The sequence below is a fragment of the Gracilimonas sp. genome (assembly GCF_031581265.1).
GTDB lineage: Bacteria > Bacteroidota > Rhodothermia > Balneolales > Balneolaceae > Gracilimonas.
In genome coordinates this window covers 1-25,545 of record NZ_JAVLBQ010000016.1, presented here as the reverse complement: position 1 = coordinate 25,545, position 25,545 = coordinate 1, and the positions used below count along the sequence as shown (strand labels likewise).

The 25,545-nt window shown below is 40.9% G+C and carries 19 protein-coding genes; 11 read left to right on the top strand and 8 right to left on the bottom strand.

The annotated features are described in order from the left end of the window. The first annotated feature begins 4 nt into the window (after nucleotides 1-4). The 3 genes from hprK (at nucleotide 5) to RI561_RS07400 (ending at nucleotide 3,549) form a co-directional block, all read left to right on the top strand. Entirely contained in the window at nucleotides 5-1,036 is a 1,032-nt protein-coding gene (gene hprK / locus RI561_RS07410) for an HPr(Ser) kinase/phosphatase (protein ID WP_395079598.1), read from the top strand. Between the two features lie 85 nt (nucleotides 1,037-1,121). After that, a complete protein-coding gene (locus RI561_RS07405; RefSeq protein ID WP_395079597.1) occupies nucleotides 1,122-2,096 on the top strand; it encodes a M23 family metallopeptidase in 975 nt (324 codons plus the stop codon). Nucleotides 2,097-2,175: 79 nt separating this feature from the next. Then, nucleotides 2,176-3,549, top strand: a complete 1,374-nt coding sequence (locus tag RI561_RS07400; RefSeq protein ID WP_395079596.1) for a M28 family metallopeptidase — start codon at nucleotides 2,176-2,178, stop codon at nucleotides 3,547-3,549. Nucleotides 3,550-3,592: 43 nt separating this feature from the next. Here RI561_RS07400 and RI561_RS07395 read toward each other — a convergent pair whose 3' ends face one another. The 5 genes from RI561_RS07395 to RI561_RS07375 all read right to left on the bottom strand — a co-directional run bounded on the left by RI561_RS07395 (nucleotide 3,593) and on the right by RI561_RS07375 (nucleotide 6,618). Beyond that, nucleotides 3,593-4,276 (bottom strand): TrmH family RNA methyltransferase, encoded by a 684-nt coding sequence (locus RI561_RS07395; protein ID WP_395079595.1) that lies wholly within the window; start codon nucleotides 4,274-4,276, stop codon nucleotides 3,593-3,595. A 68-nt stretch (nucleotides 4,277-4,344) separates the two neighbouring features. Then, on the bottom strand, nucleotides 4,345-5,016 hold the full coding sequence (locus RI561_RS07390) for a response regulator transcription factor (RefSeq protein ID WP_395079594.1): 672 nt from the start codon (nucleotides 5,014-5,016) through the stop codon (nucleotides 4,345-4,347). Between the two features lie 113 nt (nucleotides 5,017-5,129). Then, nucleotides 5,130-5,831, bottom strand: coding sequence for an alpha/beta hydrolase (locus tag RI561_RS07385; RefSeq protein WP_395079593.1), 702 nt, complete (start codon nucleotides 5,829-5,831; stop codon nucleotides 5,130-5,132). A gap of 66 nt (nucleotides 5,832-5,897) precedes the next feature. Beyond that, nucleotides 5,898-6,248, bottom strand: a complete 351-nt coding sequence (locus tag RI561_RS07380; protein ID WP_395079592.1) for a hypothetical protein — start codon at nucleotides 6,246-6,248, stop codon at nucleotides 5,898-5,900. Beyond that, complete coding sequence (locus RI561_RS07375) at nucleotides 6,232-6,618, bottom strand: VOC family protein (protein ID WP_395079591.1); 387 nt, start codon at nucleotides 6,616-6,618, stop codon at nucleotides 6,232-6,234. The genes RI561_RS07380 and RI561_RS07375 overlap by 17 nt, the downstream gene beginning before the upstream one ends. Nucleotides 6,619-6,749: 131 nt before the next feature. Here RI561_RS07375 and rsmI point away from each other — a divergent pair, with 131 nt between their 5' ends. Both rsmI and lnt read left to right on the top strand, forming a co-directional pair. After that, nucleotides 6,750-7,433, top strand: coding sequence for a 16S rRNA (cytidine(1402)-2'-O)-methyltransferase (gene rsmI, locus RI561_RS07370; protein WP_395079590.1), 684 nt, complete (start codon nucleotides 6,750-6,752; stop codon nucleotides 7,431-7,433). Continuing rightward, nucleotides 7,430-8,971, top strand: coding sequence for an apolipoprotein N-acyltransferase (lnt, locus tag RI561_RS07365; protein ID WP_395079589.1), 1,542 nt, complete (start codon nucleotides 7,430-7,432; stop codon nucleotides 8,969-8,971). The genes rsmI and lnt overlap by 4 nt, the downstream gene beginning before the upstream one ends. Before the next feature lie 422 nt (nucleotides 8,972-9,393). Here the strand turns inward: lnt and sprA are convergent, their stop codons facing one another. Beyond that, the gene (sprA, locus tag RI561_RS07360) at nucleotides 9,394-16,695 is read right to left on the bottom strand and encodes a cell surface protein SprA (protein WP_395079588.1); all 7,302 of its coding nucleotides are present in this window, start codon (nucleotides 16,693-16,695) and stop codon (nucleotides 9,394-9,396) included. A gap of 222 nt (nucleotides 16,696-16,917) precedes the next feature. Between sprA and RI561_RS07355 the strand changes: the two genes are divergently transcribed. Together RI561_RS07355 and RI561_RS07350 are read left to right on the top strand one after the other, a co-directional pair. Continuing rightward, the gene (locus RI561_RS07355) at nucleotides 16,918-18,345 is read left to right on the top strand and encodes an LptF/LptG family permease (protein ID WP_395079587.1); all 1,428 of its coding nucleotides are present in this window, start codon (nucleotides 16,918-16,920) and stop codon (nucleotides 18,343-18,345) included. Next, nucleotides 18,338-19,420, top strand: coding sequence for an LptF/LptG family permease (locus RI561_RS07350; protein ID WP_395079586.1), 1,083 nt, complete (start codon nucleotides 18,338-18,340; stop codon nucleotides 19,418-19,420). The genes RI561_RS07355 and RI561_RS07350 overlap by 8 nt, the downstream gene beginning before the upstream one ends. A 39-nt stretch (nucleotides 19,421-19,459) precedes the next feature. Here RI561_RS07350 and RI561_RS07345 read toward each other — a convergent pair whose 3' ends face one another. After that, the gene (locus tag RI561_RS07345) at nucleotides 19,460-19,777 is read right to left on the bottom strand and encodes a DUF3467 domain-containing protein (protein ID WP_395079585.1); all 318 of its coding nucleotides are present in this window, start codon (nucleotides 19,775-19,777) and stop codon (nucleotides 19,460-19,462) included. A gap of 45 nt (nucleotides 19,778-19,822) precedes the next feature. After that, nucleotides 19,823-20,806 (bottom strand): PLP-dependent cysteine synthase family protein, encoded by a 984-nt coding sequence (locus tag RI561_RS07340; protein WP_395079584.1) that lies wholly within the window; start codon nucleotides 20,804-20,806, stop codon nucleotides 19,823-19,825. 148 nt (nucleotides 20,807-20,954) lie between these two features. Here RI561_RS07340 and RI561_RS07335 point away from each other — a divergent pair, with 148 nt between their 5' ends. The 4 genes from RI561_RS07335 (at nucleotide 20,955) to menH (ending at nucleotide 25,309) form a co-directional block, all read left to right on the top strand. After that, entirely contained in the window at nucleotides 20,955-21,230 is a 276-nt protein-coding gene (locus RI561_RS07335; RefSeq protein ID WP_395079583.1) for a DUF4290 domain-containing protein, read from the top strand. A gap of 107 nt (nucleotides 21,231-21,337) precedes the next feature. After that, nucleotides 21,338-22,804 (top strand): isochorismate synthase MenF, encoded by a 1,467-nt coding sequence (locus RI561_RS07330; protein WP_395079582.1) that lies wholly within the window; start codon nucleotides 21,338-21,340, stop codon nucleotides 22,802-22,804. After that, nucleotides 22,791-24,506 (top strand): 2-succinyl-5-enolpyruvyl-6-hydroxy-3-cyclohexene-1-carboxylic-acid synthase, encoded by a 1,716-nt coding sequence (gene menD, locus RI561_RS07325; RefSeq protein ID WP_395079581.1) that lies wholly within the window; start codon nucleotides 22,791-22,793, stop codon nucleotides 24,504-24,506. Before RI561_RS07330 ends, menD begins: the two co-directional genes overlap by 14 nt. After that, complete coding sequence (gene menH / locus RI561_RS07320) at nucleotides 24,503-25,309, top strand: 2-succinyl-6-hydroxy-2,4-cyclohexadiene-1-carboxylate synthase (RefSeq protein ID WP_395079580.1); 807 nt, start codon at nucleotides 24,503-24,505, stop codon at nucleotides 25,307-25,309. The genes menD and menH overlap by 4 nt, the downstream gene beginning before the upstream one ends. Nucleotides 25,310-25,545 lie beyond the last annotated feature (236 nt).

The following is a 25,545-nucleotide window of genomic DNA, read 5'->3' as shown; positions in this document are numbered from 1 at the left end:
AATTATGCCGTTTACACCCCAAGAGCCAATTCCGCGAAAAGAAAAGATTTCGGTCGAATATTTGGTCGATAAATTGCGTGAACGTGTCAATATTAATATTGAGGCGTGCATAGCTGAAAACCAATGTTCAGAGAAATTTATTTCAGAAGCAGATTTACACCGGCCGGGATTGGCTCTTGCCGGGTATATCGATTTATTTACTTATCAACGCATTCAGGTTATAGGAAATACAGAAACCCAGTTTCTCACCCACATGGGAAAGGATAAACAACTGGAAGCTTTTCGTAACATCACGCAATTTGATATTCCTGTTATTTTCCTTACAGATAACAATGAATTACCCAAATACCTTTTACAAGAAGCCAATGAGGCCGGTATTCCTGTTTTTTCTACCCCCCTTGAAACCACTCGTTTCATGTATTTACTCCGTGATTTTATGGAGGACCAATTTGCCATTCAAACCATGGTTCATGGTTCTATGATGGATGTCTACGGCATTGGAATATTAGTGGCCGGTAAATCCGGTATTGGTAAAAGCGAAGTTGCCCTTGATTTGGTGGAAAGAGGCCACCGCCTTGTTGCCGATGATGTAGTGATGCTTACCAAGAAAAATAATGTATTGATGTCATCGGCCACGGAAATGAGCAAACATTTCATGGAAATACGTGGGCTTGGTATCATAGACGTAATGTCTATGTTTGGTATTCGTGCCATTCGATATCAAAAACGATTGGAAGTAGTCTTGGAGCTTACCCTTTGGGAAGACACCAAGGAAGTTGAAAGGACCGGTTTAAATCACGACTCTGTAAGCGTATTAGGGCTTGATATTCCTCTAATACATCTACCCATCACCCCCGGAAAAAACATTACTGTAATTGCAGAAGTTATTGCCATGAATTATTTACTGAAACACTACGGTTATGATCCGGCTAAAGCATTTCAACAGCGGATAAAGTCAAGCATCGGTGAAAAAGCCGAAGGAGGCGATATGTCTCCAAAAAGGGCTATAGAATATTTTGAAGGTGATATGGAGTAATTGGCAATCATTAGAGTTTTTAACAACTTTTTGAATGCATTACTGAGCTCCCTATCTTTAGAAGGTTTTGAAACAAACATTTTTTATGCCTTTAAAAAATCACTATTACTACGACGAGGAGAATTGTGAGTTCGTCCCCATTGAATATAATCGGGTTGAACAAGTCGTCTATAACCTATCCATCTGGATATTATCCGGCGTGGTACTTAGTTCAATAGGTATTATACTACTATCAAGCTACATTGGAACTCCATCCGAACTTGCCCTTAAAGCTGAAAATGAAGCACTCTACAGCCAATTAGAGACCACAAGGTCAACGCTTAGCGAACTTGATGAAGAACTTTCCGAAATTGCTGAGCGAGATAATGAAATGTATCGATCTGTTTTAGGGATGGAAAAATTATCGTACGAAGAAAGACAAGCCGGTGTTGGTGGTACGGATCCTTACTCCGAATTTGATGTGTATTCTGAATCCACCTCCGAACTTTTGAAATGGACTGCTTCAAAAATCGATAACCTGGAACGAAGAATAGGTATTCAGCAACTAAGCTTTGAAGAAGTAAAACAGTATTATAACGAGAACAAAGAAAAATTAAGCCACATCCCTGCCATCAAACCTACCGGTGGTGTGTTGTTAAGTGGTTTCGGTATGAGAGATCACCCCATTCTCGGTTATCCCCGTCAGCATAATGGATTGGATTTCAGGGCAGATATTGGAGATCCGGTGTTAACGACCGGTACAGGAACGGTCAAATTCGCGGGGACTAAAAGTACCCTTGGTAAAGTCGTAATTGTCGATCACGGATTCGGATATGAAACGTTATATGCTCACCTCTCCGGTTTTGCTAAAGGTATCAGGAAGGGAGTAAGTGTAGAACGAGGTCAACAAATAGCCATGACCGGTGACTCAGGTCTATCTGAAGGCCCCCACCTTCACTATGAAGTCCACTACAATGGCAATCCTATTAATCCTTTACAATATCTGTTTGCTGATACCTCCCCTGAAGAGTATGCCATGTTTAAAGAAATTTCTGAGACCAACACGCGTTCTATGGATTAAATCCTGATTCATTTTTTAATGGATTTAAAGGTTGCTTTTCTTTTACTTTGATTCGTCTTTTAACTGAATCAAAGTCTATATGAAATTCCTTACTCTATCTCTTCTTTTGAACCTGTCTTTAGTTTATACTCAGGCATTTGGCCAAGATGTACTATCTCATGATCATAAAGAAAATATCTACCAGTTGATCAGTGAAGCAGTTGGTAGTGATGTAGCCTGGGAGCGGCTCACCTATATGGCTGATACTTTTGGTCCCCGCTTTAGTGGAAGTGAATCCCTGGAAAATTCCATCGACTGGATTGTAGAAACCATGGAAGCAGATGGTTTTGATGAGGTTTGGACTCAGCCGGTAATGGTGCCCCATTGGGTGCGTGGTGAAGAATCTGCTACCTTAATTTCACCCCGAAAGAAAAACCTACCTATGCTTGGACTGGGCGGAAGTGTTGCAACTCCTGAAGGCGGTATCTCTGCCGAAGTGATAGTAGTCAAAAATTTTGAAGAACTTGAAAATGTAAAAGATCAGGTAGCCGGTAAAATTGTCCTCTTTAATGCTGAATTCACTTCTTATGGACGAACCGTACAATATCGCACCAATGGAGCAGTGCAAGCGGCTAAACACGGCGCCGTAGCAAGTTTGATTCGCTCGGTGGGTCCTTTTTCCATGCAAACCCCTCATACCGGTGTTATGTATTATGAGGATGGCGTCAAGAAAATTCCACACGCGGCTATTACTGTTGAAGATGCTATGTTGATTCAAAGGCTGTATGATCGTGGCGAAAAAATTGAAGTTCAACTAAATATGAATGCCCAAACCCTTCCTGATACCGAATCCAGAAATGTGATTGCCGAACTTAAAGGTTCTGAACAACCTGAAGAAATTATCGTTCTGGGAGGCCATATTGACTCTTGGGACATTGGTCAGGGAGTGATGGATGACGGCGGTGGATGTATTGCGGCCTGGGAAGCAGTCCGTTTAATGATTGAAGCGGGGATACAACCCAAAAGAACTATTCGGGTAGTGCTATGGACTAATGAAGAAAATGGCCTGCGTGGAGCTAATGAATATCACCGCTGGGTAAAAGATGAGGAACAATCACTGGATAACCACGTGCTTGCTATGGAATCAGATGCGGGGGTATTCGATCCCATCGGTTTTGGATTTTCAGGGACTGATGAAGCTTACCAGGTTTTGAGTGAAATTGGGCAAACCTTGGTTTCCATAGAATCCGGTAAAGTAACTAAAGGCGGAGGCGGCGCAGATATTGGCCCGCTGATGCAAGACGGCGTTCCGGGCATGGGGTTGGTCGTGGACGGCTCTAAATACTTTTGGTATCACCACACAGCCTCTGACACTATGGATAAACTGGACAAAGAAGATTTCAACGAATGTATAGCTACGATGGCTGTTTTTGCTTATGCAGTTGCAGATATTGATCAGCGGTTGCCACGATAATTTTTCTTTGAGTGAAACATGAAAATAGATCCGTCTGTCTACTTCAATTTTTTTGTTTAAGGAAGTTTCTCTCCAATTGATCCCCGGCTTTGATGGATTTCTTTAGCCAGTTATAGGTAAGGTGATCAATTTCTTCAGTTGTTAACATCCAGTCAATGGAGGAAGCTCTTAATCTGCGGGTGATATTGTACAGGCATATGGCTGCACTCACCGAGATATTAAAACTTTCACTGAATCCGGCCATAGGAATTTTTAGAAAGCCATCTGCAAGTTCCTTGGCTCGTTCACTGATTCCATCAATTTCAGAGCCAAATACTAAGGCCGTTTTTTGGTTAAGATCCAAGTCATTCAGGTTGGTATCATTTTCGTGAGGAGTGGTGGCAATAATTCGATATCCCTCCTTTTTCAACTTTGAAAAGCACGCCTCGGTGTTATCCATACCGGGCTCATTGTACCGATGTAATGTCAGCCATTGATCGGCACCTATGGTAACCTGGCTGGAAGCATCAAAATTATTTTGGTTTTCAATAATATGGACATCCTGAATTCCGAACCCGTCACAGCTTCGAAGTACGGCACTGGCGTTATGGGATTGGTAAATATCTTCAACAACTACTGAAATGTAACGGGTCCGTTGCTTGGCTACTTCCACAAACTTATCCCATCGAGCTTCAGTAGCAAATTCTTTCAAATAATTGACTAAGTCTTTCCTTTCAGAATGATTCATTTTACTGATATAAAAAAGTCTCGCAAATAGAATACTTGCGAGACTGATGTACTTTATGAATTAGTTTCTTATTCGCAGCGGAAAGCAAATCCTTTTTTACGAATGGTTTCTATGTAATCAACATCCGTATGTTCACGGATTTTTTTTCGCAAGTAACTGATGTACACATTGATATAATTGGTCTGGGTATCAAAATGAATGTCCCAAACTTTTTCAGCTAATTCTTCCTGGGTGATCACACGATTGCGGTTTTTCATGAAGTATGCCAGCAAGTTAAATTCATTATTTGTTAGCGACACTTTCTCATTGTTGATATAAAATTCTCTTTTAAGAAGATCTACTCTCAACTCTCCACAAGACAACTGCTTATCTCCTGCCGCCTCTGACCTTCTTTTAATAGCATCCATTCTTGCTATCAATTCTTCTGTATTGAAAGGCTTTGTGAGATAATCATCGGCACCCACTTTCAGCATTTTTACTTTTACATCTGTTTCCTGCTCACCTGAAAGGATAAGCATCGGTGTATCAATATTTTTATCCCTCAGATTTTTGCATACCTCGTACCCATTTCTATCAGGTAATCCGAGATCAAGGATTACCATATCAAATTCATTCTCAACGGCTTCAGACTCACCATCTTCGGCATTGTCTGCGGTGGTTACGGAATTGCCATTGTGTTCGAGTACCGCCTTAACTAAAGTACGAACAGATGGATCGTCTTCAATTACAAGTATATTCATTTCCTTCCTAAGTGTTATTTAATCACTATGACTTTAAAGAGACTTAACAGCTCAGATGATAATTAAGTTAAAATAACTTAACAAACATTAGAATTAAAAGTTTAATAAAAATATCAGCTTTTCCTGTAACTTTTTTGAAGTAACCAGTCTTTAGATTCTTCAACGAAGACGGGCACCAACTTATGCCCTTCATCAACCATTATAAACGTTGTGTTGAATCCTTCTTTATGAAGTAATTCTATGCACTTCTTTTGCGGTTCGGGATATACGCTGGCGTCTTCACTTCCATGAACTGCCAACACATTTAAATGGCTTGCCTGCTCCCTTCTGCCCTCAAAAGCCTCTGTTTTGATTCGTCCGCTTATTACAATTAAATCATCAACATTTTGTGGCCTCGAAAGTGCATAATAACCACTCAGGTACCCACCCATGGAATATCCCAAAACACAGGTTCTGGATGATTTAAAGCCTTGGGTAGCGTCCTCGATAACATTGTCAATAAACCCAGATGCCTTCTCCAATGACTTCAGAAACTGCTGCTGTTCCCCATCATACAGATACCATGCACGCCCCCATCTTGAAACTTTCAATTTCCTTGAGGAATCGTATATCGGGTATGGCGCTTGTATAAATAAATGATATGCTTCCAATGTTAACATCGAACGCATCTTCTTTTCAAAATATTCAATGTTTTGATTGTAACCGTGCAAATACACAATCAATGGCTTCTCTTCTCCTTTGCGTCCTTTCTCAATAATTTTATATGGTACTTCAATCGTAAAAGAAGCTTTTCCCGTCACCACCTCATTATTCATTGGATACGTTTTTCCATTTGTATTGATTTATAAAACTCACTTTCTGCAAAATAATATTAGATAATTTTAAAACGGCCAACGCTCAATTATCACATCTACAGCTGATCTTTTATTGATAATTGCCATTACTGATATCACAAAGAAAGTTACGTGTAAAAAAGGGTCCATCACTTCAAAAAATTCCATGGTGTATCCCAATGTGATGTAGTTAATGTTCAATTTGATTACAAAATAAAACGCCTCAAAGAAAACAAGAGACGCAAAGAAATTCATTGCCGCAATTACATAAGGATTTTTATCCTCATGTAACTTTTCCCATGCATCTAATTTCCTGTATTGGGTACTTAAATCCCGGTCAAGTTCACTTTCAAATTCTTTTTGATCTAATTCTTGCTCTATATCATTCTTCCTCTTCATAGAAAAACTCTATCATGTTTCCGTCAGGATCTGATATAAATAAAAAACGGCCCTTTTTTCGATTCGCCGGTCCGCTCATAATGGTGACCTCTTTTTCCCTAAAATACTTCGCCAGTTCATCAACCCGGTCAGGTTTATCCACATAAAACCCAAAATGATCGACCCGAAAATCTCTGGAAGTAGGATCATAACTTGTCTCTGCTTCAACAATGACGAGGGTATCTTTCTCACCAATTCTATATACAGCCATGCTTTGCCCCATCGTTTTCACTAATTCAAGATCCAGGATGTCTCCATAAAATTCTTTTGAAGCATCAATGCGATTTACCCTGATTGTAATGTGATTTAGTCCGGTTGGTGTAAAATCCATATTTGTTATGTGTAGATTTATAATTTAGGATTCAAACATACAACCCGATCAGGAAATTCCAAAGTTAATCCGTTTGTTTTTTGCAGGTTGTAGTTTGATATTTGTTCAACTCTAAAATACAACCCTATTACGTGTCCACACTTTATATAGTAGCAACCCCGATCGGAAATCTTCAGGACCTTTCACCCAGAGCTGTGGAGGTTTTAAAATCAGTGGATTATATAGCGTGCGAAGACACCCGAACTTCCGGCAATATGCTGCAACAGTTTGGTATTGATAAACCTTCCTTTTCGTTTCATCAACACAATGAGCATCGTAAAGTTGGGCATATGACAAATATTCTGGATGCAGCTCAAAACGTAGCTTTAGTCAGCGATGCCGGAATGCCCGGTATTTCAGATCCCGGTTTTTTAGCCGTACGCGCCGCAAAACAATCGGGACATACAGTAACCGTAATCCCGGGGCCCGACGCAGCCACAACAGCGCTCATAGCCAGTGGGCTGCCAAGTGATCGTTATGTGTTTGAAGGATTTCTGCCACACAAGAAGGGGCGGCAAAAAAGACTTAAGCAACTGGCCGAAGAAGAAAGAACCCTCATTATTTATGAAAGCCCCAACCGGCTGCTTAAGCTTTTAGGCGAACTGGAAAAATATTTTGAGAATGATCGCTTGGCTGCCGTAGCCCGAGAATTAACAAAGAAATTTGAGGAAACCGTGCGCGGAAGTATCGTTGAGTTGAAGAAAGAATTTGAAGAACGGGACTCCATTAAAGGAGAAATTGTGGTAGTAATTTCAGGAAAAGGGTATTCAGAATGAAAGGTTTTTTGCAAAACAATTGGGCTGTTTCTGTTACTGCCGGTATCCTTTTAGGGCTGAGCTTCCCTCCTGTTAATTTATCCTTTCTGAGTTTTCCGGCTTTTGTTTTACTTTTTCATCTTTCCGGAAATACAGACTCCTACAAGCAACTTGCCTATCACAGCTACGCTTGCTTTGTAGTCTGGAATTTGATTGGAACATATTGGCTTATGATGGCAAGCCTCCCTGCTGGTATAGCCGCTATTCTTGCCAATAGTGTACTTATGACCATCCCATTATGTCTCGGGAAATATTTCTCAAACAGAAGTGATTCTCCCCTGTTGATAGCATTCCTTCAAACGGCTTCCTGGGTTGGGTATGAATTTTTGCACCACAACTGGGATTTGTCGTGGACTTGGCTGGCCCTTGGTAATGCCTGGGCAAACTGGATTGGTATCATTCAATATATTTCTATTACCGGTTTTTTGGGGATTTCATTCTGGGTCGTTTTGAGCTCTGCTCTTGCCTATCAGCTTATCATTCACAAAAAGAAACATATCGCATATAGTGCACTGACAGTATTTCTTATTTTCCCAATTTCATCGCTCTTTTTATATGAGGATTATGAGCCATTAAATGAAACGTCAGATGACACAGTTCAAGCCGCTATCATTCAGCCCAATCATGATTCCTACATGAGTTACGGAGGCATGAGCGGACTTCATGAAGTGATGGATAGTTTGATAGCTTTGAGTTACAGAACAAAAACACCATCCACCGACCTTATCATTTGGCCGGAAAATGCCATTGACGACTACATTTTCACAAACTCAGCCGCAGCACAAAGAGTGGCAGATTCAGCCCGAGCCTGGAATACAAGCTTTATTGCCGGAACGGGTTTATTCAAAACATATCCGGAGTCTTTTGAAGGCCTTTCTCGCGGCACCTACCAAGGGCAACCATATAATGCTTTTAATGCCACCTTATTTGTTGACAGCAATGGCATCATTTCAGATTATGAGAAAGCAAATCTCGTCCCTATTGTAGAACGCATACCTTTTGTGAACAACATAGCTGCCTTGGATGTTTTTAACTGGGTTGATTGGGGCAGTATTGCCGGTTTTGGCAGAGGGAATACAGCTGATATGATTAGCACCGACCATTTTTCTTCACCGGGACTTATTTGTTACGATTCAGTCTATCCCTCATGGATTCGAACATTCGTCCGGCAAGACGCTACTTTTTTGACCATTATCACCAACGATGGCTGGTGGGGAAATACCTCAGGACATCTTCAGCATTTTGCCTATGCCAAACTCCGGGCCATAGAATTTGACCGGTGGATAGCACGAAGTGCCAATAACGGAATTTCTGGTATTATTGCTCCTAACGGTGAGGTTATTCAGCAAACAGATTATTGGGTAAGAACGGGCTTTGTGGGTACCATTCAAAACAAAACTACCCAAACGCTTTACACCCGTTTTGGGAATTGGCTCCCTCTCTTATGTGTAGGGATTTCCTTTTTATTTTGGGGAATGTTTATGCTCAGAAAGAAATAAAACTCTTCCAACCTGAATTCGATTAAAAGTTTCAAGAAGTTGTCATCCCTGTAGACGTCAGATAATTTGGACACAAAATAGCTTTTTGAATCATACTGAAAAAGTCCTCCCTTGCCTGTCCCGTACACGTGTGTCGGGGAGGGAGGTGCCGGACTGAGCGGATGCGAAGTCGGGCGGTGGGTGTTGGAGCCAAGGCCAACATTGCTTTTACAACCTCATTTTCCCAATTTTATGTCAGCCTGAAGCATCCTTGGTACCAACACCTCTCACAACAAATCAGGAACAACTGATTTGTTGATCTCTCCTCAAGGAGAGACTTTTTCTGGTCAGTTTAACGAAAACTGTCAACGAATTACTTAACATCTAAAAGAGTGACAAGTAAAGCCATTTGTAAATCAATATAAATCGAACTCAGGTTTCCACTATCGGGACTGAATGGCAATTCTGAAACTAAACCTGATATCATGATTGGTACGGGGAGGAAAGGCAGATGACTTCGGTTCAACCTTTGTGAAGGTATATTCAAAATTAGAGCTTACAGTTTGTGAGAAGCGATATCCCAAAACTAATGATGCATTAATTCTGGTCTGACCGGTAACAAATGGGTCGGTAATCTCATATTGATTTACATCCCCTGGAAATTCCCCTGTACCATCCACCGAAAGGGCTTCTCCAATATCCTGGCTCAGATAAAACTTTTGTTCGGTATCATCAGCAAGGCTTCCATTTATGGTTACATCAATATTATTCTGTATTCTCGGGAAAAATGGGAGCGTAATTCCTCTGAATGTATAGTTAATTGAAGTCGTAAGCCCTTTTGATTGACGTTCTGTTACCGTTTTACTCGATAAAGCCAGGCTGCTGGTGTTACTTTTCTCATAACTGATTTGGGTTCTTAGGTTCGATTCCCAGGTCACATTTAGCTGCAATAAAGGTGAAAAACGCTTCTCAACATTTATTGAGGCCGGCTCAAATTTATCCTTCACATCGATAACATTAAAGCTTCCAATACCCTGTGGTGACTGCTCTCCGGTTATAGAATTCAAATTCCATCCAAGTCTGTAGCTGCCTGAATAACTGTGGCTTAAAGTAGCCCTCGTCATAAAACCTCCCAAAAGTGGAATATAGTTCTCAATACCTGACCATGTTATACGCCAGTTTGGCAAAGGAATAGGCGTATAATTTTTCTCACCTACCGTACTTCTTCCACCACTCAGGTACGCAGTTCTAAAGTCTTCAGCTAAGGTATTTCTGTTTAATACAATGCGGCTATCATTATTCCCGGTTTCATCACTTATAGTATTTGTGCCATCAAAATCATCAAAGGCCGTTTTCAACTGTGATTCGAACAGGTCGCGATATCCCCCGCCAAAAGCCCAAACTGATGAGCTTATGTTACCACTCGAGGATACTGTAGAGCCAAAATCACCTGCAGGTGTTAAAGCCACGTTATCTGTTGTTCGCTCATCCCACTTTGTATTCCAGCTCAGGTCTATTGATAAATTTGAAAATGGCTCGAGCTTTGTACCCATCGTGATATCATCGGAATAATTGTTATTCTTGGGCAGGGTAATAGTTCTGCCGGATGGCCCTTCCTGAATAAGTTGTGACTGAGGAAGTTCATCCATAAAACCCAAACGGTATCCAAACGGTGGAGAGAAATTCGATTCTCCGCTTTCTGAAAAAGCATAAAATAACTGAGAATCGCCGCGATACCCGGCTTGGCTTGATGTCTTATTTTGATTGTAAGAGATATCAATGCTTTTCATACTCAATAATGAGAGTACCAACTTCCTCCCAATACTCTTGGCTCCATCCACTACAAAATTACTACTGTCCGCCTCGGAAGCTTCTCCGTTGGCAGCAGGTCGATTGTTATTTGAGCGGGATGATTCAGATTCGGCTTCTTGCAGTTTATTGTAAAAAGGTATTTTCTCAATCAAACTACCAACGCCTAAGCCCACAGAATGATCTAACCTGAAATTATTGCCAACGTTAGACCCGAGATTCGAACCTCTTGGACTGTTGGTCCAGCTATATCCTCCACTGTATGAGGCTTGATAACTGAACCAGCTTAAAAACCCAATTTGATCAAAATTTGGATTCCAGCTTGCAGTGTATGTTTCCTCATAGTTGGATCTCCTGGCAGAAAGTGAATCGGTAAAAATACCGTTCAGCACCTCAAATGAAGGGTTAATTTGATAGGAGGCTGAATCGGCCTCAACATTACTAACAGGAACGTCTCTTCGGCCTGCATTCGATAAATCATAGTTTGTATTCGTCCTAAAAGAAATTGGTATAGACGGGGTGAGATTATAATTCAACCCAAAGGTAGAACGCTGATTGAATGTGTGGCTTTGCTGTATAGGCTGAATTTCTTCCATCCCCTGTTCATCGATTTTTGAACGCCTTCTTTTCTCGGTGTATGATCGATTTAAATTAGCTGAGGCCGTTATGGAAGACGGCATGTATCCAACCCGTAAACCTGATAATGTATTAAGCACCGGAACATTTTCAGTAAAACTAAATGGTCGTAAAAGCCTTACGTTATTGAAAGATAAATTATACTGAATAGAGGTGGTGTAATTCCAGTCGTTTTGAAGCTGAATTTCAGGATTTTTTGAACTTCCTTCGTTATACACATAACTCAATGTGGTATTGTCTATGGTGTATTGGGCAAGTTTATTTTGCGAATTATTCTTTGAGATATTTGAGACATTCAAAGAAAAATTATCCTGAACAGTTTCAATTTCATTAATGCGTTGGTCTATCCTTGCCTCTTTTTCTGATTCTGAAAGTTCTTCATTGTCGTTTGTGGCATTAATGAAATCTTCCAGGCGTATATCCCCCTGATTGGGTAAAAATTTGGGAGTTGAGACATTCTTACGTGTTGATACCGTTACCGGGAAATTCCAGCCGTATCGATCGGGTAGCAGTTTATGTAGATTTACGGTTGAACTCAGGTCGTATCCAAAATCATCAGAAACGCTGCGAGCTCCCAATCTTGAGTCAAGTCCGCCGAAGCCGGTTGTTGTACGAGTAAAGTTGGTATTCACAGTGGCAAAATCTGCAAGTTTAAAACTGGCTTTGGCATTGGCCTTCCAGCCTTTTTCGTTATCAAATCCGGAAACTCTAAGCTCATTCAGCCAAAACTCTCCATTTAAATTTGGTTTACCGGGAGAGCTAACATCTGAAGGGTCGTATGGATTTCTAATCCCCATTCCCAATTCTGAAATCCGTCCTAATGATGGATTTCCTTTAATGGCAATTCTGGCTCCTTCCACGGCATCATCTTCTTCAGGAGACAAGGCTATTTCAAACCGTTCAGACATATTGGAAGCACCCTGCTGATCCCGAATTTGCTTTAGTTCATTAAAGGCAGCTAAAATAATATTCATGCTGTTTTCATCATAAAGCCAAACTTCCTCAGCATCAGCTAATAAATTTCCTCCGCCATCGGGATCGTAGTTTGAAAAGGAGAAATTAGGATCAGAAGGGGTAATAGGCTGCCTGTACTCATAGTAATTGCTATTGAGATCTGTACCCATTCTAATAACTAATTCAACATCATTCCTGCCATCATTTGGCTTGTTCTGATCAAAGTACCCTTCCCCGTGAACAAACATTCTCATGTTTGAGTAGTTTAAAAGATTCAACCCACCCGGATATACCTTTTTAACCATTTGAATTTCACCGGGACCTAAATTCTCTACCCCTAATGCTATAGACTGCTCATTTGCTAAGGCTTGCACCTGTGCAGCTCGGTTTACGGCCCGAATAGCACCCTCAGGCTGACGATATGGTACCGGAGCCCGATTGGCATTTTCTTCAATATTAATGGTGGAAACCCGAAATTCGCCGGTGGCGTTACGGGTTTCGTCAATCTCTTCCACTTTTCTCCATTGACTCCCAATTAGCTCAAATGTGGCAAAACGCATAGTAAATGGTTTTTCATATCCTGACATCCACATTCTGGCGTGCGTTATGTTGTTGAAACCATCGATATCGCCCACTTTCCTCTTGAATTCTTCCAGGGGGATACGCACCAAGTGCCATCGGTCCTGTTGGCGGTCTCCGGGTACTTTATCAACTATATAGGTCCCCTCACTCCCAATCTGCAAATTATTAAAATCTGCGGGATTGAAATCAATTTCATACTGGTAATAATTATTATTGGTCTCCACATTAGATCGGCTTACTAACCCTTCAGAATCCGGTCTTGGAGTGATGGCCCGCTTATCGCCTCCTGCATTGGGGGTATTTCCTTCATGGTAGCCTAATACTCGATGAAAACGCTCATGCAATGGTAAATCTGATACTTTTGATTCACCATAAAACACATAATCGTCATTAGAAGGGTCGGCGGAAATAGCCTGAAATTCAGGACTGTTGGCTCCGTAAGCTACCCGCATGGAATCGATGAAAGCACTGAAAAGAGCAGCCTCTACTTTTTCCGAATCAAAGCCATTGCTGCTGGGAACTCCATCAAAACCAACGTCCTCCAATTCCCGGTCTTCATTTGAAAACTGTCCCTGTGGTGCTGTTGGGTTTGCAGGAACAAAAGATCGAATATTTTCTCCAAAATTATCAGGTTCAAGATTCGAAATATTTGTAGCCAAACCATCCTCGGTATTAAGATCAAAGTTAGGAACCACATCTTCTGAGATGGTACCGAGATCGATATAAATTTTGCCGTCATAATCTTCAATATCACCTGCATTCGGATCTTGTCCATTGGGTAATACCGGCTGCACCCAAAATTCTATAAACTCCACATTGTTTTGGGTCAAATCTTCCTGCCCCGAAGGAATGGCAATAGTCATTCCACCCCATTGATTTTCGGGCTCATTTTCGAGATGATGTCTCAGGTTTTTATTGTAATTGTACGGCCCCCTCTCGGTGGGATTGTAGTACACATCAAGAGTCGTTATTACATCTTCCTGAACGTTATTGGTTTCCCTTCCCGGGAATACATCTTGTGTTAATACCGTGTTAGCTTCCGGAGTTTCTGCTACTCCGCCCAAAATATTGGTAATGTTTCTGGGGATGGTGTACCATGAAAACTGACCTCTTAAATCTGACCGGGCAATTTTGGACTCCAAAGAATTGGGTGGGTCAAAATCAGGATTTTCGAAATAGGCTTCATCAGGACCAAATCCCGGTACCGCAGCCGGAGCCGCAGCTAAATTCCATCGTGTCGGACTCATCAATGGAATACTGAATTTTGAGCCTTCAAAATCATCTATAAAGGAGAGCCCGTTTTCCTCATCGTTAAATAACTTGTTGTTATCTATGGCATCACGGACTGCATTTGTTTGTACCACGCCGGGACGTAGTTGAGCAAATTCTCCACTTACGCTAATGTTAGACTCTTCTTTAGTCTGCAAAAGCGGGATAAAATCAATGGCACGAGTCAACCAAGGTGTATCAAATTCTGCCTGGGCATCCACACCTAAAATGGTATTGTTTATAGCCTCATCTCCAATCCTGATTTTATCAGACAGAGGTTGTTCTTTAAGCCGGAAATAAGTTCCTCCAAAACTTATATCCTCATTAACTTCATATTCTGCCCTAAAGCCGGTGAAGTTTTTCTGTCCAATGGCATTTAACTGATTGCTCTCAAACTCCACGGAGATATCTTGCCCGGGTGCCAGGTACCTTTCACTTAATATGGTGATGATTCCAAATGAATAATCAACTTCGTAATCAACTCCTTCAGTCAATTCACTCCCATTTGCGAATACTTTAACCGATCCTTCAACAATACTGATACCCAATGAGAAACTTCCGGTTGAGCCTCCTTTTGACAACCCTTCTATTATATATATGTTATTCTTGTTGGAAAGGTCGGCTGTGTTTTGCCTCTCGTTGTAAAGTTCGCTGTAGACTAAGGATTCAATTTCTTCTTCCGATGCCGAAGTCTGTTCAAGCAGCGTCCGAATTCGGCTTCCAAATGGTTCCAGGTAAGGGAACATTATATTTCCATTTCGCGGATCCAAGACAATACCGGTAAAATCGATCAGGTTATCAGGGTTTGTTGCCCCTTGGGTGTCAGCACGGTCAAGACCAAGATCCTGCAAAAGCGGGCGACTGCGACCGGGAAGGTTCGTATCATCCACGTTATCGGCTGTGTATTTAATATCCATTTCCAACCCATCCTGTGTAAGATTTGAAACCCCAAGAGAATATACGTTTCTCATGGTGAGTGGCCAGGATTTTAAATCCGGTGTGGGATTGTTGGAGCGTATCAGTTTTAAATAGGTGAGTCCTGACGACCGTGGAGAAATATCCCCCACTTCCACAAAATTTATTCCTTCACCAGGTACACCCTGTCGTACAAATGAAACTGCCAGTAATGCTCCCGAACTAAGCGTCCGGTTCAAACTGATATACCCAAGGGTTTTATTTACGGTGTAATCACTTCCTTCCGTTAAAGGACGAAAATATCCATTGTAAAAGTCATTTCCGGCTACGTTAAAAGATTCAGCGGATGCACTCGTATTACTTCTGTTTTCTTGCAATAAGGCGTCGTCAATTTCATCAAGTTCGGGATTTGGAAGAGTGTAGGTGCCATCCGGATTCTCAACCACTCCCAAATCCACAAAAGCAGCAGCACGTATAGCCTCAGGATCAGTAGTATTAACTTGAGGTTCAGATATCCACACCCTCAAATCCGAAATTTGGTAAGCCTGCCCCAACTGCTGTGGATCTGCTACATTGTTTTCAAACTCCTGGCGATTATAGAAATCAATGAAAAAGTGGCGGTTGTTTTGATATTGGGCCGGACGTACTGAAAACTCGGTTTCTTCTGTACCCCCTGAAATTGACTGCGTTTTACTCTCTCCTTTTTGTTGTGAAACCACGGATGTCATTCTCAAAGAACCAAGGTCTGCCACCGATTTAATACCAAATAGGGAAGCACCACCACGAATCAAAGAATTCCCGGTTTCCATGGAGACATTACCAAGTTCAATCTGCTTAATAATTTCATCCTCATATCCCTCATACTTAATACTTAACCTATTTTGGAAATCAAAGGCCCGCTCGGTATCCCAATCGGTGGCGATGGTAAGTTTATCGCCGATAGTTCCCTGAATATTCAACTGCAAATTCTGATTGAATGTGGGGTCAATACGCTGCTGCAGGTCAGGTTCAATAGTGGGATCATCCACATTTTGAATTGACACACCCACGTTCATATTGGCCGATCCATTTACTCTAAGGTTGACCTCGGGTTTACCAAATATGGTTGAAAACACCGAAGATTCTCCCCCGGGTATATCGAGACTAAAATCCAGCAATCCGCTTTGCTGTTGCTCAGCCTCAGCTCCCTCTTGAATAAGATTATACCTGATTTGACGTTCTTGCTGCTTTCGTTTTGCAAGGGTATAACTCTTGAAGTTATAAATAGTAGGTAAAGAGACATCCAAGCCATCAATTCTTCGGCTCACTTTATAGGTATCTGAAGAATCCCACTCAGTAGTAAAACGCTCCTTCCCTAAATTTATGTAATACAATTTGCCGGGATTTACAGCAAATGGAAAACCACCAATAATTGCAGGAGGTTTGAACATATATCTAAACCCTTCAAGCGTACTGTCAGGTTCAGACACAGTTTGGGTAGTGTCAGTTGCATCTTGAGCTTTAGCTACATCAATTAAGAGCAACCCATTCACTAAAAGTGCAAATGAAAAATAAAATACTGGCTTTAAAAAAGAATTCACCGGGTATATAACTGATTCGGTTATTTACGAATTAATTGTAGCTGTTGGCGATAGGCTGATCTGGTTTTTCTTTTTTAAATTACTATGTGAATGGTTGCGTCCGATAATACCATATATTTGAATATCTTGAAAATATAATCTGAAAAAAGAAATCTTTTTCTCATCAACATAAATGGCTATCATTTATTATAGATAAGAAAAAAATTTAGTTCTCTGCAACCATTGGGAAAGTTCATTAACAAATTACAATTAGACCTGCTGAAAAGGCACGTATTTCCTTTTCTGTTTTGCTTTTTCACACTTATGTTTCTCTTGTTGATGCAATTTTTAATTTTGCATATCGACAAGCTTATTGGCAAAGATATACCCTTAACAGTTATTGCGGAGCTTATAATTACCAATTTAGCCTATATGGTGGTATTAGCCGCTCCCATGGCTGTGCTTGTTGCTACCTTGATGGCCTACGGAAAATTTTCTGAACTTAATGAGTTAACCGCTCTTCGTTCTTCCGGGGTGAACCCACTCAATATTATTAAACCTGTTCTTATTACCTCCGGGTTACTTTTTGTGGGGCTCGCCTGGTTTTCGAATAATGTATTGCCGGAAGCCAATCAAAAAGCACGATCATTATTTATTGACATCAGAGTTAAAAAGCCCGGCTTCGATCTTAAACCCAACATTTTTTATGATGGGATTGAAGGATATACCTTTTTAGTTGAAGAGATCGATAATGAAACAGATAGCCTGTACAACATCACCTTATTTCAGGAACCCAAAAACAACAAAGACCAAGCTTATATTATTGCTGAAAAAGGTGCTTTAGTGAGCAAGGGGAGTCAAGCCCTGGAAATGCACCTGATTAATGGCTACAGTCTTTCATTTATCCCCCCCCGTAGAAATGTTGATGAATCTATAGAGAGAAATGCTTTTCAAAAACATATCATGACATTAGATCTATCTGATCTTGCTTTTATGAGATCCGATCCCTCTGACCGAAACCAAAGTGACCGAACCATGGGCGCTAAAGCCATGTTTGCAGTGGTTGATTCACTAAATAAAGAAATCGACCAACAGGTAAATACTTTGGTAGAAAATCCTGCCCTCTATCCAATTAATGCTGATTCTCGCAAAGAATCATTCTTTGCACCAAACTTAGTGTTACCGGATAGTACAAGAAAGGCCACGTATGTTGCAAGTAATTACTTAATACCAAACCAATTTCAGAAAGTTGGAATACAGCAAGAATTGGTAAAGGAATCTATCCGGCAAGCAAAACAATACAAAAGTAAAGTTGAATCTATTAACGCAAACGTAGAATGGCGTAAAAAACGAATTAATCGGTTTTTGGTAGAAATTCATAAAAAACTATCTATCCCCTTTGCCTGTGTAGTGTTTATTTTATTTGGAGCTCCGGTAGGTATCATGACAAAACAAGGTAATTTTGGTATGGCTGCCCTAATAAGCACGGTGGTACTAACCTTCTACTGGATTTCACTTATACAAGGTGAGAAACTTGCCGATCGGATGTACATCTCTCCCTTTGTGGGAATGTGGACTTTTAATATTGTACTCTCTCTGGCCGGAATCTACCTTATCATACATCTAACCACCGGATTCTCCATCAAAGATTTATTTACCAACCGTGATTAAACATTTCGACAAATACATATTTCTTCGATTGACGGTCATTACTCTGATGGTCTTAGCTATGCTTATCTTCATTTTTATCATGATTGATTTTTCGGAGAACAGCGATGATTTTGCCGATCAGGGAGCAGTAATGGCTGAAATTTTCGGGAATTACTACCTGAACTTCATCCCGGAAATGACTCGTTTAGTGCTTCCGGTAGCCGTTTTTGTAGCATGTCTGTTTTTGACGGGGCAGCTATCCGACCGCCTGGAGATTACCGCCTTGAAGGCAGCAGGAGTGAGTTTATATCGCCTGAGTGTGCCATACATCCTTTTTGCACTAATTGCAGCCATCACCATCAGCTACCTTGATGCTTTTGTTATACCCAAATCGAATGCCAAAAAAATTGCCTTTGAGGAACAATACCTCCATAGCAAATCAGATCGGGTAGATCAAAGTAATATTTACCGTCAACCGTCAGTAAACACCAAACTTCAAGTCAATTATTTTGATAAAAAACAACAGATAGCCTATCGTGTACGCCTTATTGAATTTGATGATAATAATTTCACCAAAACTACCGAAGCCAACCGGATGGCTTGGGTAGATTCAACCCAAAAATGGCGACTTGAAAACGTTACAGAGCTCGTTTTTCATGAATCGGGTTATACTGAATTCGAATACACCGAAATAGACACGTCCATAAATATTTTTCCCAGAGATTTAGCTCGAACAACCTCAGATATCTATCAACTTACCTACCCGGAGGCTTTTGACTACATCAATTCTATTGAAAGAAGTGGCGCCGGAGGAATAGAACTGCCCCAGGTACAATTATATGGACGAATAGCTTATCCGTTCTCTATTATCGGAGTTATCATCATCGGTTTTGCTTTTGCGAGTGTAAGGCGAAGAGGTGGTAAAGGGGCTTATCTTGCTGCAGGATTAACCATCAGTTTCTTATACCTGGCTTTTATGAAGATTATTGAGCCCTTTGGTTATTATGGAGCGATCCCTCCTTTGGTGGCTGCTACCCTGCCCCATATATTCTTTTTTATAATTGGGATAGGACTGATGATCCAGGCTAAAAAATAACCTGACCATTCAACATTGAATGTTCAACATTCGAAATTCTTACGCCTCAGGTTGTGGGCCCCGGTACATATGCATGTCCACTTTGTCATTTGAGTTGATAGCTCCATGCTCTTTCTCATATCGGGCAACGTTATCATTCAACGCATTAGCCAGACGCTTGGCATGATCAGGAGTTAAAATCATACGCTTAACCACTTTTGCCTTCGGCAGGCCCGGCATCACTGCTATAAAATCAAGGATAAACTCTGAGGGAGAATGTGTAATCATGACCAAGTTTGAATATGTCCCGGCCGCTTCATCTTCTTTAAGTTCAATTTCCATTTTACCGGGATTCATTGTCTGATCTTTTTTTGCCATAATATTATATGAGTCTGTTTAATTATTGTGAGATTAAAATACTGTTTAATCAAGAAACCCTTGTTCTTTCATCCATTCATCATTATAAACTTTGTGGATGTAACGGGTTCCGCTATCCGGCATTATGATAACCATTATATCGTCTTTTCCTAAAGGGTTTTCTGAGATATAATCCAAAGCTCCTTTAACAGCTGCTCCGCATGACCAACCAATCAACAAACCTTCCTCCCTTGCCAAGCGACGGGTAACCAAAGCAGAATCTTTATCATTTACCTGTACTACCTCATCCACATAGTCAAAATCAATGGTGCCGGGGATAATGTCTTCCCCAATACCTTCGGTCATGTATGGTTTGATTTCATTTTTATCAAACTCTCCGGTTTCAAAATATTTCTTATATACAGAGCCATAACTATCTACCCCTATAACTTTTATATCCGGGTTCTGCTCCTTAAGGTATTTTCCTGCCCCGGAGATAGTTCCGCCGGTTCCCATTCCAGCAACGTAGTGCGTTACCTTTCCTTCCGTTTGCTCCCAAATTTCAGGACCTGTGGTCTCATAATGAGCAACTACATTACTTTTGTTCTGATATTGATTTGGGTAGTATGAATTTTCAATTTCTTCACTCAAACGTTGGGCCACCGAATAATAGCTGTCGGGGTGATCCGCTTCTACATTTGTGGGACATACGATTACTTCTGCTCCCAAAGCTTTCAGCAAGTCAACTTTGGTTTTACTTTGCTTATCAGTAGTTGTGAAAATGCACTCATATCCACGAGTAACGGCAACCAATGCCAATCCCATACCTGTGTTTCCTGAAGTCCCTTCGATAATAGTGCCACCGGGTTTTAGTAATCCCTTTTCTTCGGCATCATCAATCATTTTTATTGCAATACGATCTTTAATACTATGGCCGGGATTAAAATATTCGACCTTTGCCAATAAAGTTCCTTCCGAATTCCCATTTACATGATTAAGCTTTATTAATGGGGTATCCCCAACAGCTTCCAGGATTGAATTGTGATACATATGCGTACTTATGTTGTCTGTTAATAATTTTGAGCCAAAACTAAGAAATAATTTAACGAGTCACTTGAATAAAAGTGCATTGCTCATTTTAAACTGAGTATATAATCACTTACTTTTAGGCTCGAAATAATAAACCTATCTCAAGTTCATGTTTATACATCAAGAAAAACCCAAAGATTTTGACTGTGGCTACAATTTAGATCTTATGATTGCCGCGCTCCCAAGAATTGAAGACACCGACGAAAGAGTGACCTATGCAAAGCGGGCTGTAGGACTTATCAAACAAAGCCACCCAACCTGGGTAGATGATAATGGAAAGAGTGAAGCTGCCTGGGAACATTTCTATAAATTGGCCGAGTATGACCCCACAGAATATGGAATCTACAATCCATTTGCTTCCGGCAGTGATGATGACGCTCAATAGTTAAAACGCCCTTCCCCACCGTTCTGTAATTTTTTAATAATTAGTTTAACATTGGTGCATAAATCCGTATTTTCAATTTAAATTGAAAGTTCAAAAATCATCCATGTATGGATTCAACGAATCCGGCTTTAAATGACATTAGAGAATGCTTCCGGCAGCAAATAAGCGGATTAGCTTTGCGTGAAGCCATCGAAGTTGCTACAAGCAATTCTGATAAAAGCCCAAATTACCTTTCTCTTTCCATCCAAATTCCATCGGTAGATCCTTTGGCTGTATTGGAGCAGTCAACAAATACAGACAGCTTCAGTTACTACTGGGAAAAACCTTCTGACAACTTTTCTATTGCTGCCTCCGGAACGATAGAACGGATTCAGACCACCGGCAAAGGCCGATTTAGAAATGCTTCTGATCAAGGCAAGAAATTACTATCGCAGATTCATCATGTCTCAAAAGTGAATCATCATCTTGCCACCGTACATTTATTAGGTGGTTTTTCATTTTTTGATCATAATGTTGGACAAGAATGGAGAAAGTTTGGAGCCGGTTCCTTTACTTTGCCTGAGTGGCTTTTAGTGCGGAATGGAAATTTTACTGTGCTCACAATTACAAAAAAGCTGTCTGATTTCTCCTCTCAGAATAAATTATACAACTCATTTCTGCTCACCCTCGAAGAATTGGATACTATTTGTGATGCAGGCACTTACACCATCGAAACCAATAAAATATTTACTTCAAAAGTTGAAATTCCGGGTTATGACTCTAAAGCATATTCCCGGTGGGTCGACTCCGTAGATAATGCAACTGATTTAATTAAAGCGGAAGAATTTAAGAAAATTGTATTAGCCCGAAATTTAAATGTAAAGCTTCAGACGCCGGTATCGAGTACCCGAATTTTAAATTATCTCCGAAATCAATACCCCGATTGTTATTCATTTTTAATTAGTCAGGATGGAGAAACAGCTTTTATAGGAAGTACGCCGGAACGATTGGCTTCTTTCCATGACCGTGAAGTGTTAACAGAAGGTTTAGCCGGGAGTATTTCACGGGGTAAAACAGCTTCTGAAGATGCTGTACTTGAAAATGAGTTACTGCATAGCAGAAAAGACCTCAATGAACATGCTATTGTCCTGGACGCTATTGAAGAAAACCTTGAACGTTTTTCAGATATATTTGAACATCCTGCTCTACCCGGCATCAAAAAACTATCAAACGTTCAGCATCTCTATACTCCGGTACATGCCCGAATTAAACAAGGTGTATCACGAACTGAAGTCCTCTCCAAGCTCCATCCCACCCCTGCTGTGGGTGGATATCCCCGAGAGGCTGCCATGCCGTATATAAATAAACTCGAACAGTTTGACCGGGGTTGGTACGCTGCTCCCATTGGGTGGATCAATGCTCACGGACAGGGTGAGTTTGTGGTAGCCATCCGCAGCGGTTTAATCAAAGATGAGGAGGTTCGATTCTTTGCAGGATGCGGTATCGTAGAAAACTCCAATCCCCGTAAAGAATGGGATGAAACCAACCTAAAATTCATACCAATGCTAACGGCCCTTGAACATGCCCGAAAATGATCCTCAGAATGTTGCCTTCCACTGGAGTACTCATTTCATTCGATCCCTGTTTGAAGAAGATATCAGGCATGTAGTGATCTCACCGGGATCACGCTCTACCGCCCTCACACTTGCTTTTTCTGCCCATCCTGGATTTGAAACATTCGTAAACATAGATGAACGCTCAGCAGGCTTCCAGGCTCTTGGATTAGCAAAAGCATCCGGGAAACCGGCTGTACTCGTTTGTACTTCGGGTACTGCCGCTGCCAACTATTATCCTGCCGTTATTGAAGCTGCACAATCCGGTGTCCCCCTTATCGTTCTCACTGCCGACCGTCCTCCGCATTTGAGAGGTACCGGAGCTTCCCAAACAATTGACCAGGTAAAACTTTATGGGGATTACCCGGTATTCTTTCATGAAGTTGGGGAGCCTAAATTAAATGAAAAAAATCTTAAACGACTTCAACTTTCTGCAAAACAAGCCGTTCAACGTTCAATTTCAAACTCGGGTGTAGCCCACTTAAATTTCAGCTTCTCCAAGCCCTTTGAACCTACTTCTGATTTTTTGAAACAGATTGAAGATGAAAATAAGAAATTAGCCGATCGCCCTTCGGCTAAATATGACTTAAACATTGCCCCAACGGAACTTGATGAAACGTTTTGGTCAGACATAATTTCCGCAGAAAAACCCCTGATTATTGTGGGACCTTCTTTTCCCAATACCGATAGCAGTTTTATAGCGGATTTAGCTAAGCGTATTAATGCTCCAATTTTAGCTGAGCCCGGTTCAAATATTCCTACTTCTAAAAACAACATTCAGGGATTTGATGGGTTTTTGAAAAATGTCGCGAATATTGAAAAACTGGAAGCAGACCTGATTCTTAGGTTTAATCAGCAGCCGGTGAGTAAAGCATTAAATAATTATCTCGAAACTTGTACAGAAGCCTTGCAAATATCATTCATGCACCCTCATCACTGGGCGGATGGGAGCCTTTCTTCTGATAAACAAATACACCTTTCATCCCCTCTGCATATACCCGAAGTAACCGGTTCTGCGGATAAGAAATGGCTGAAATCATGGAAGTCAGCTGAGAAAAAATTTACCGGTCACCGTAAAGATCTTTTGACATCCTCTTCCCCAATCACAGATGGATTTGTTTTCTCTGAAATCACTAAACATTTACCCAAGAAATCTTTTACAATGCTCTCCAACTCATTTCCGGTTCGGGATATGTCTTTATTTGGTGAATTTGATGGAAAAGAAATCTTTGTAAATCGAGGAGCGGCCGGCATTGACGGTATTACTTCAACTGCCATTGGCTTAAGTCAATCTCTGGACAAACCAGGATGCCTGATGATCGGCGATATTGCTTTCCTACATGATACTAATGGAGTCTTATTGGCTGATCAGGTTTCAAAATCCTTGGTTATTGTAGTTTTGAATAATGGCGGGGGTACTATATTTAGAATACTTCCCGTACATAATATCAAATCTAAATATTCTGCATTTTTTGAAACGCCGCAGAAAACTAAAATTGCTGCACTATGCAGGGCCCATAATGTACATCATGAACTGATTTCAAAACCGAAACAAATTATTCCTACTTTTAAAGAGCTGATAAAACAGAATGGTGTCTATGTCATAGAGTGCATGACCGATGCTGATAAATCAATGAAACAACGACATGCCCTTTGGAATTTTAATTTGAATGACAGCTCATGAACATTCGTGTTCGAGGAATTTCTTATCAATTTGAAGTCCACCAAAATAATGACCACCTCCCCGCACTCGTCCTTTTGCATGGATTTATGGGAAGCGGAGAGAATTTTGCCCATCTCATATCGACTCTGAAATCATTTTCAAATCCAATTACAATAGATTTACTGGGACATGGACAAACTGAGGGGGCAGAGTTGCATTATCGTTTTTCGACCAAAGAACAAGTGGCTGATGTTACCAAATTAATTAGCGAGCAGTTTCCCCTCCCTCTTTATCTGTATGGGTACAGCATGGGCGGCCGGTTAGCGCTTCAATTAGCACTGCATCGCCCTGATTTATATCGCGGAATTATTCTTGAAAGTGCTACTTTTGGAATAGAAAATGAAACTGAACGTCAAGCCCGCCAATCGCTTGATGCCCGTCGGTCTGATTCCATTACGGGTAATTTTAAAGGTTTCCTGGAGGATTGGAAAAAATTACCCTTATTTGCTTCCTCTAATGCCGACACTAAACTTTTGGAAGACGTTGAGCGAATTCAAAGAGAACAAAATCCCTTCTGGCTCGCAAATAGTTTACAGGGTTTTGGAACGGGAACCATGCCATGCGTTCGGGAAGAATTAAGTCAGCTTACTATTCCTGTTCAGCTCATTACCGGAGAAAACGACACTAAATTCGTGCACATCAATCGGCAAATGGAAAAGGAAATTAATGAGGCCACTTTAAATGTAGTACATGAAGCTGGACACCGGGTCCACTTGGATCAACCAAATCAGCTTGTCTCAATTTTAAAGAGGTTTATAACCTGAGTTCAATTAAAAGTTTCAAGAAGTTGTCATCCTTGTAGATGTTAGATAATTCGATGACAAAAGTTTAGGAAAGTGAAGTCTCCCCTGTAGGGGAGATAAATCAGTCAGCGTCTATTCCTGACTGATTTTGAGGGGTGTTGGTGCCAAGGAAAATGTAGTCTGATACAGCTCAGAATCAAAACTAATGAAGATAATGAGATAGGCATGTTGCCCTTAGCCCCAACACCCACCGACAG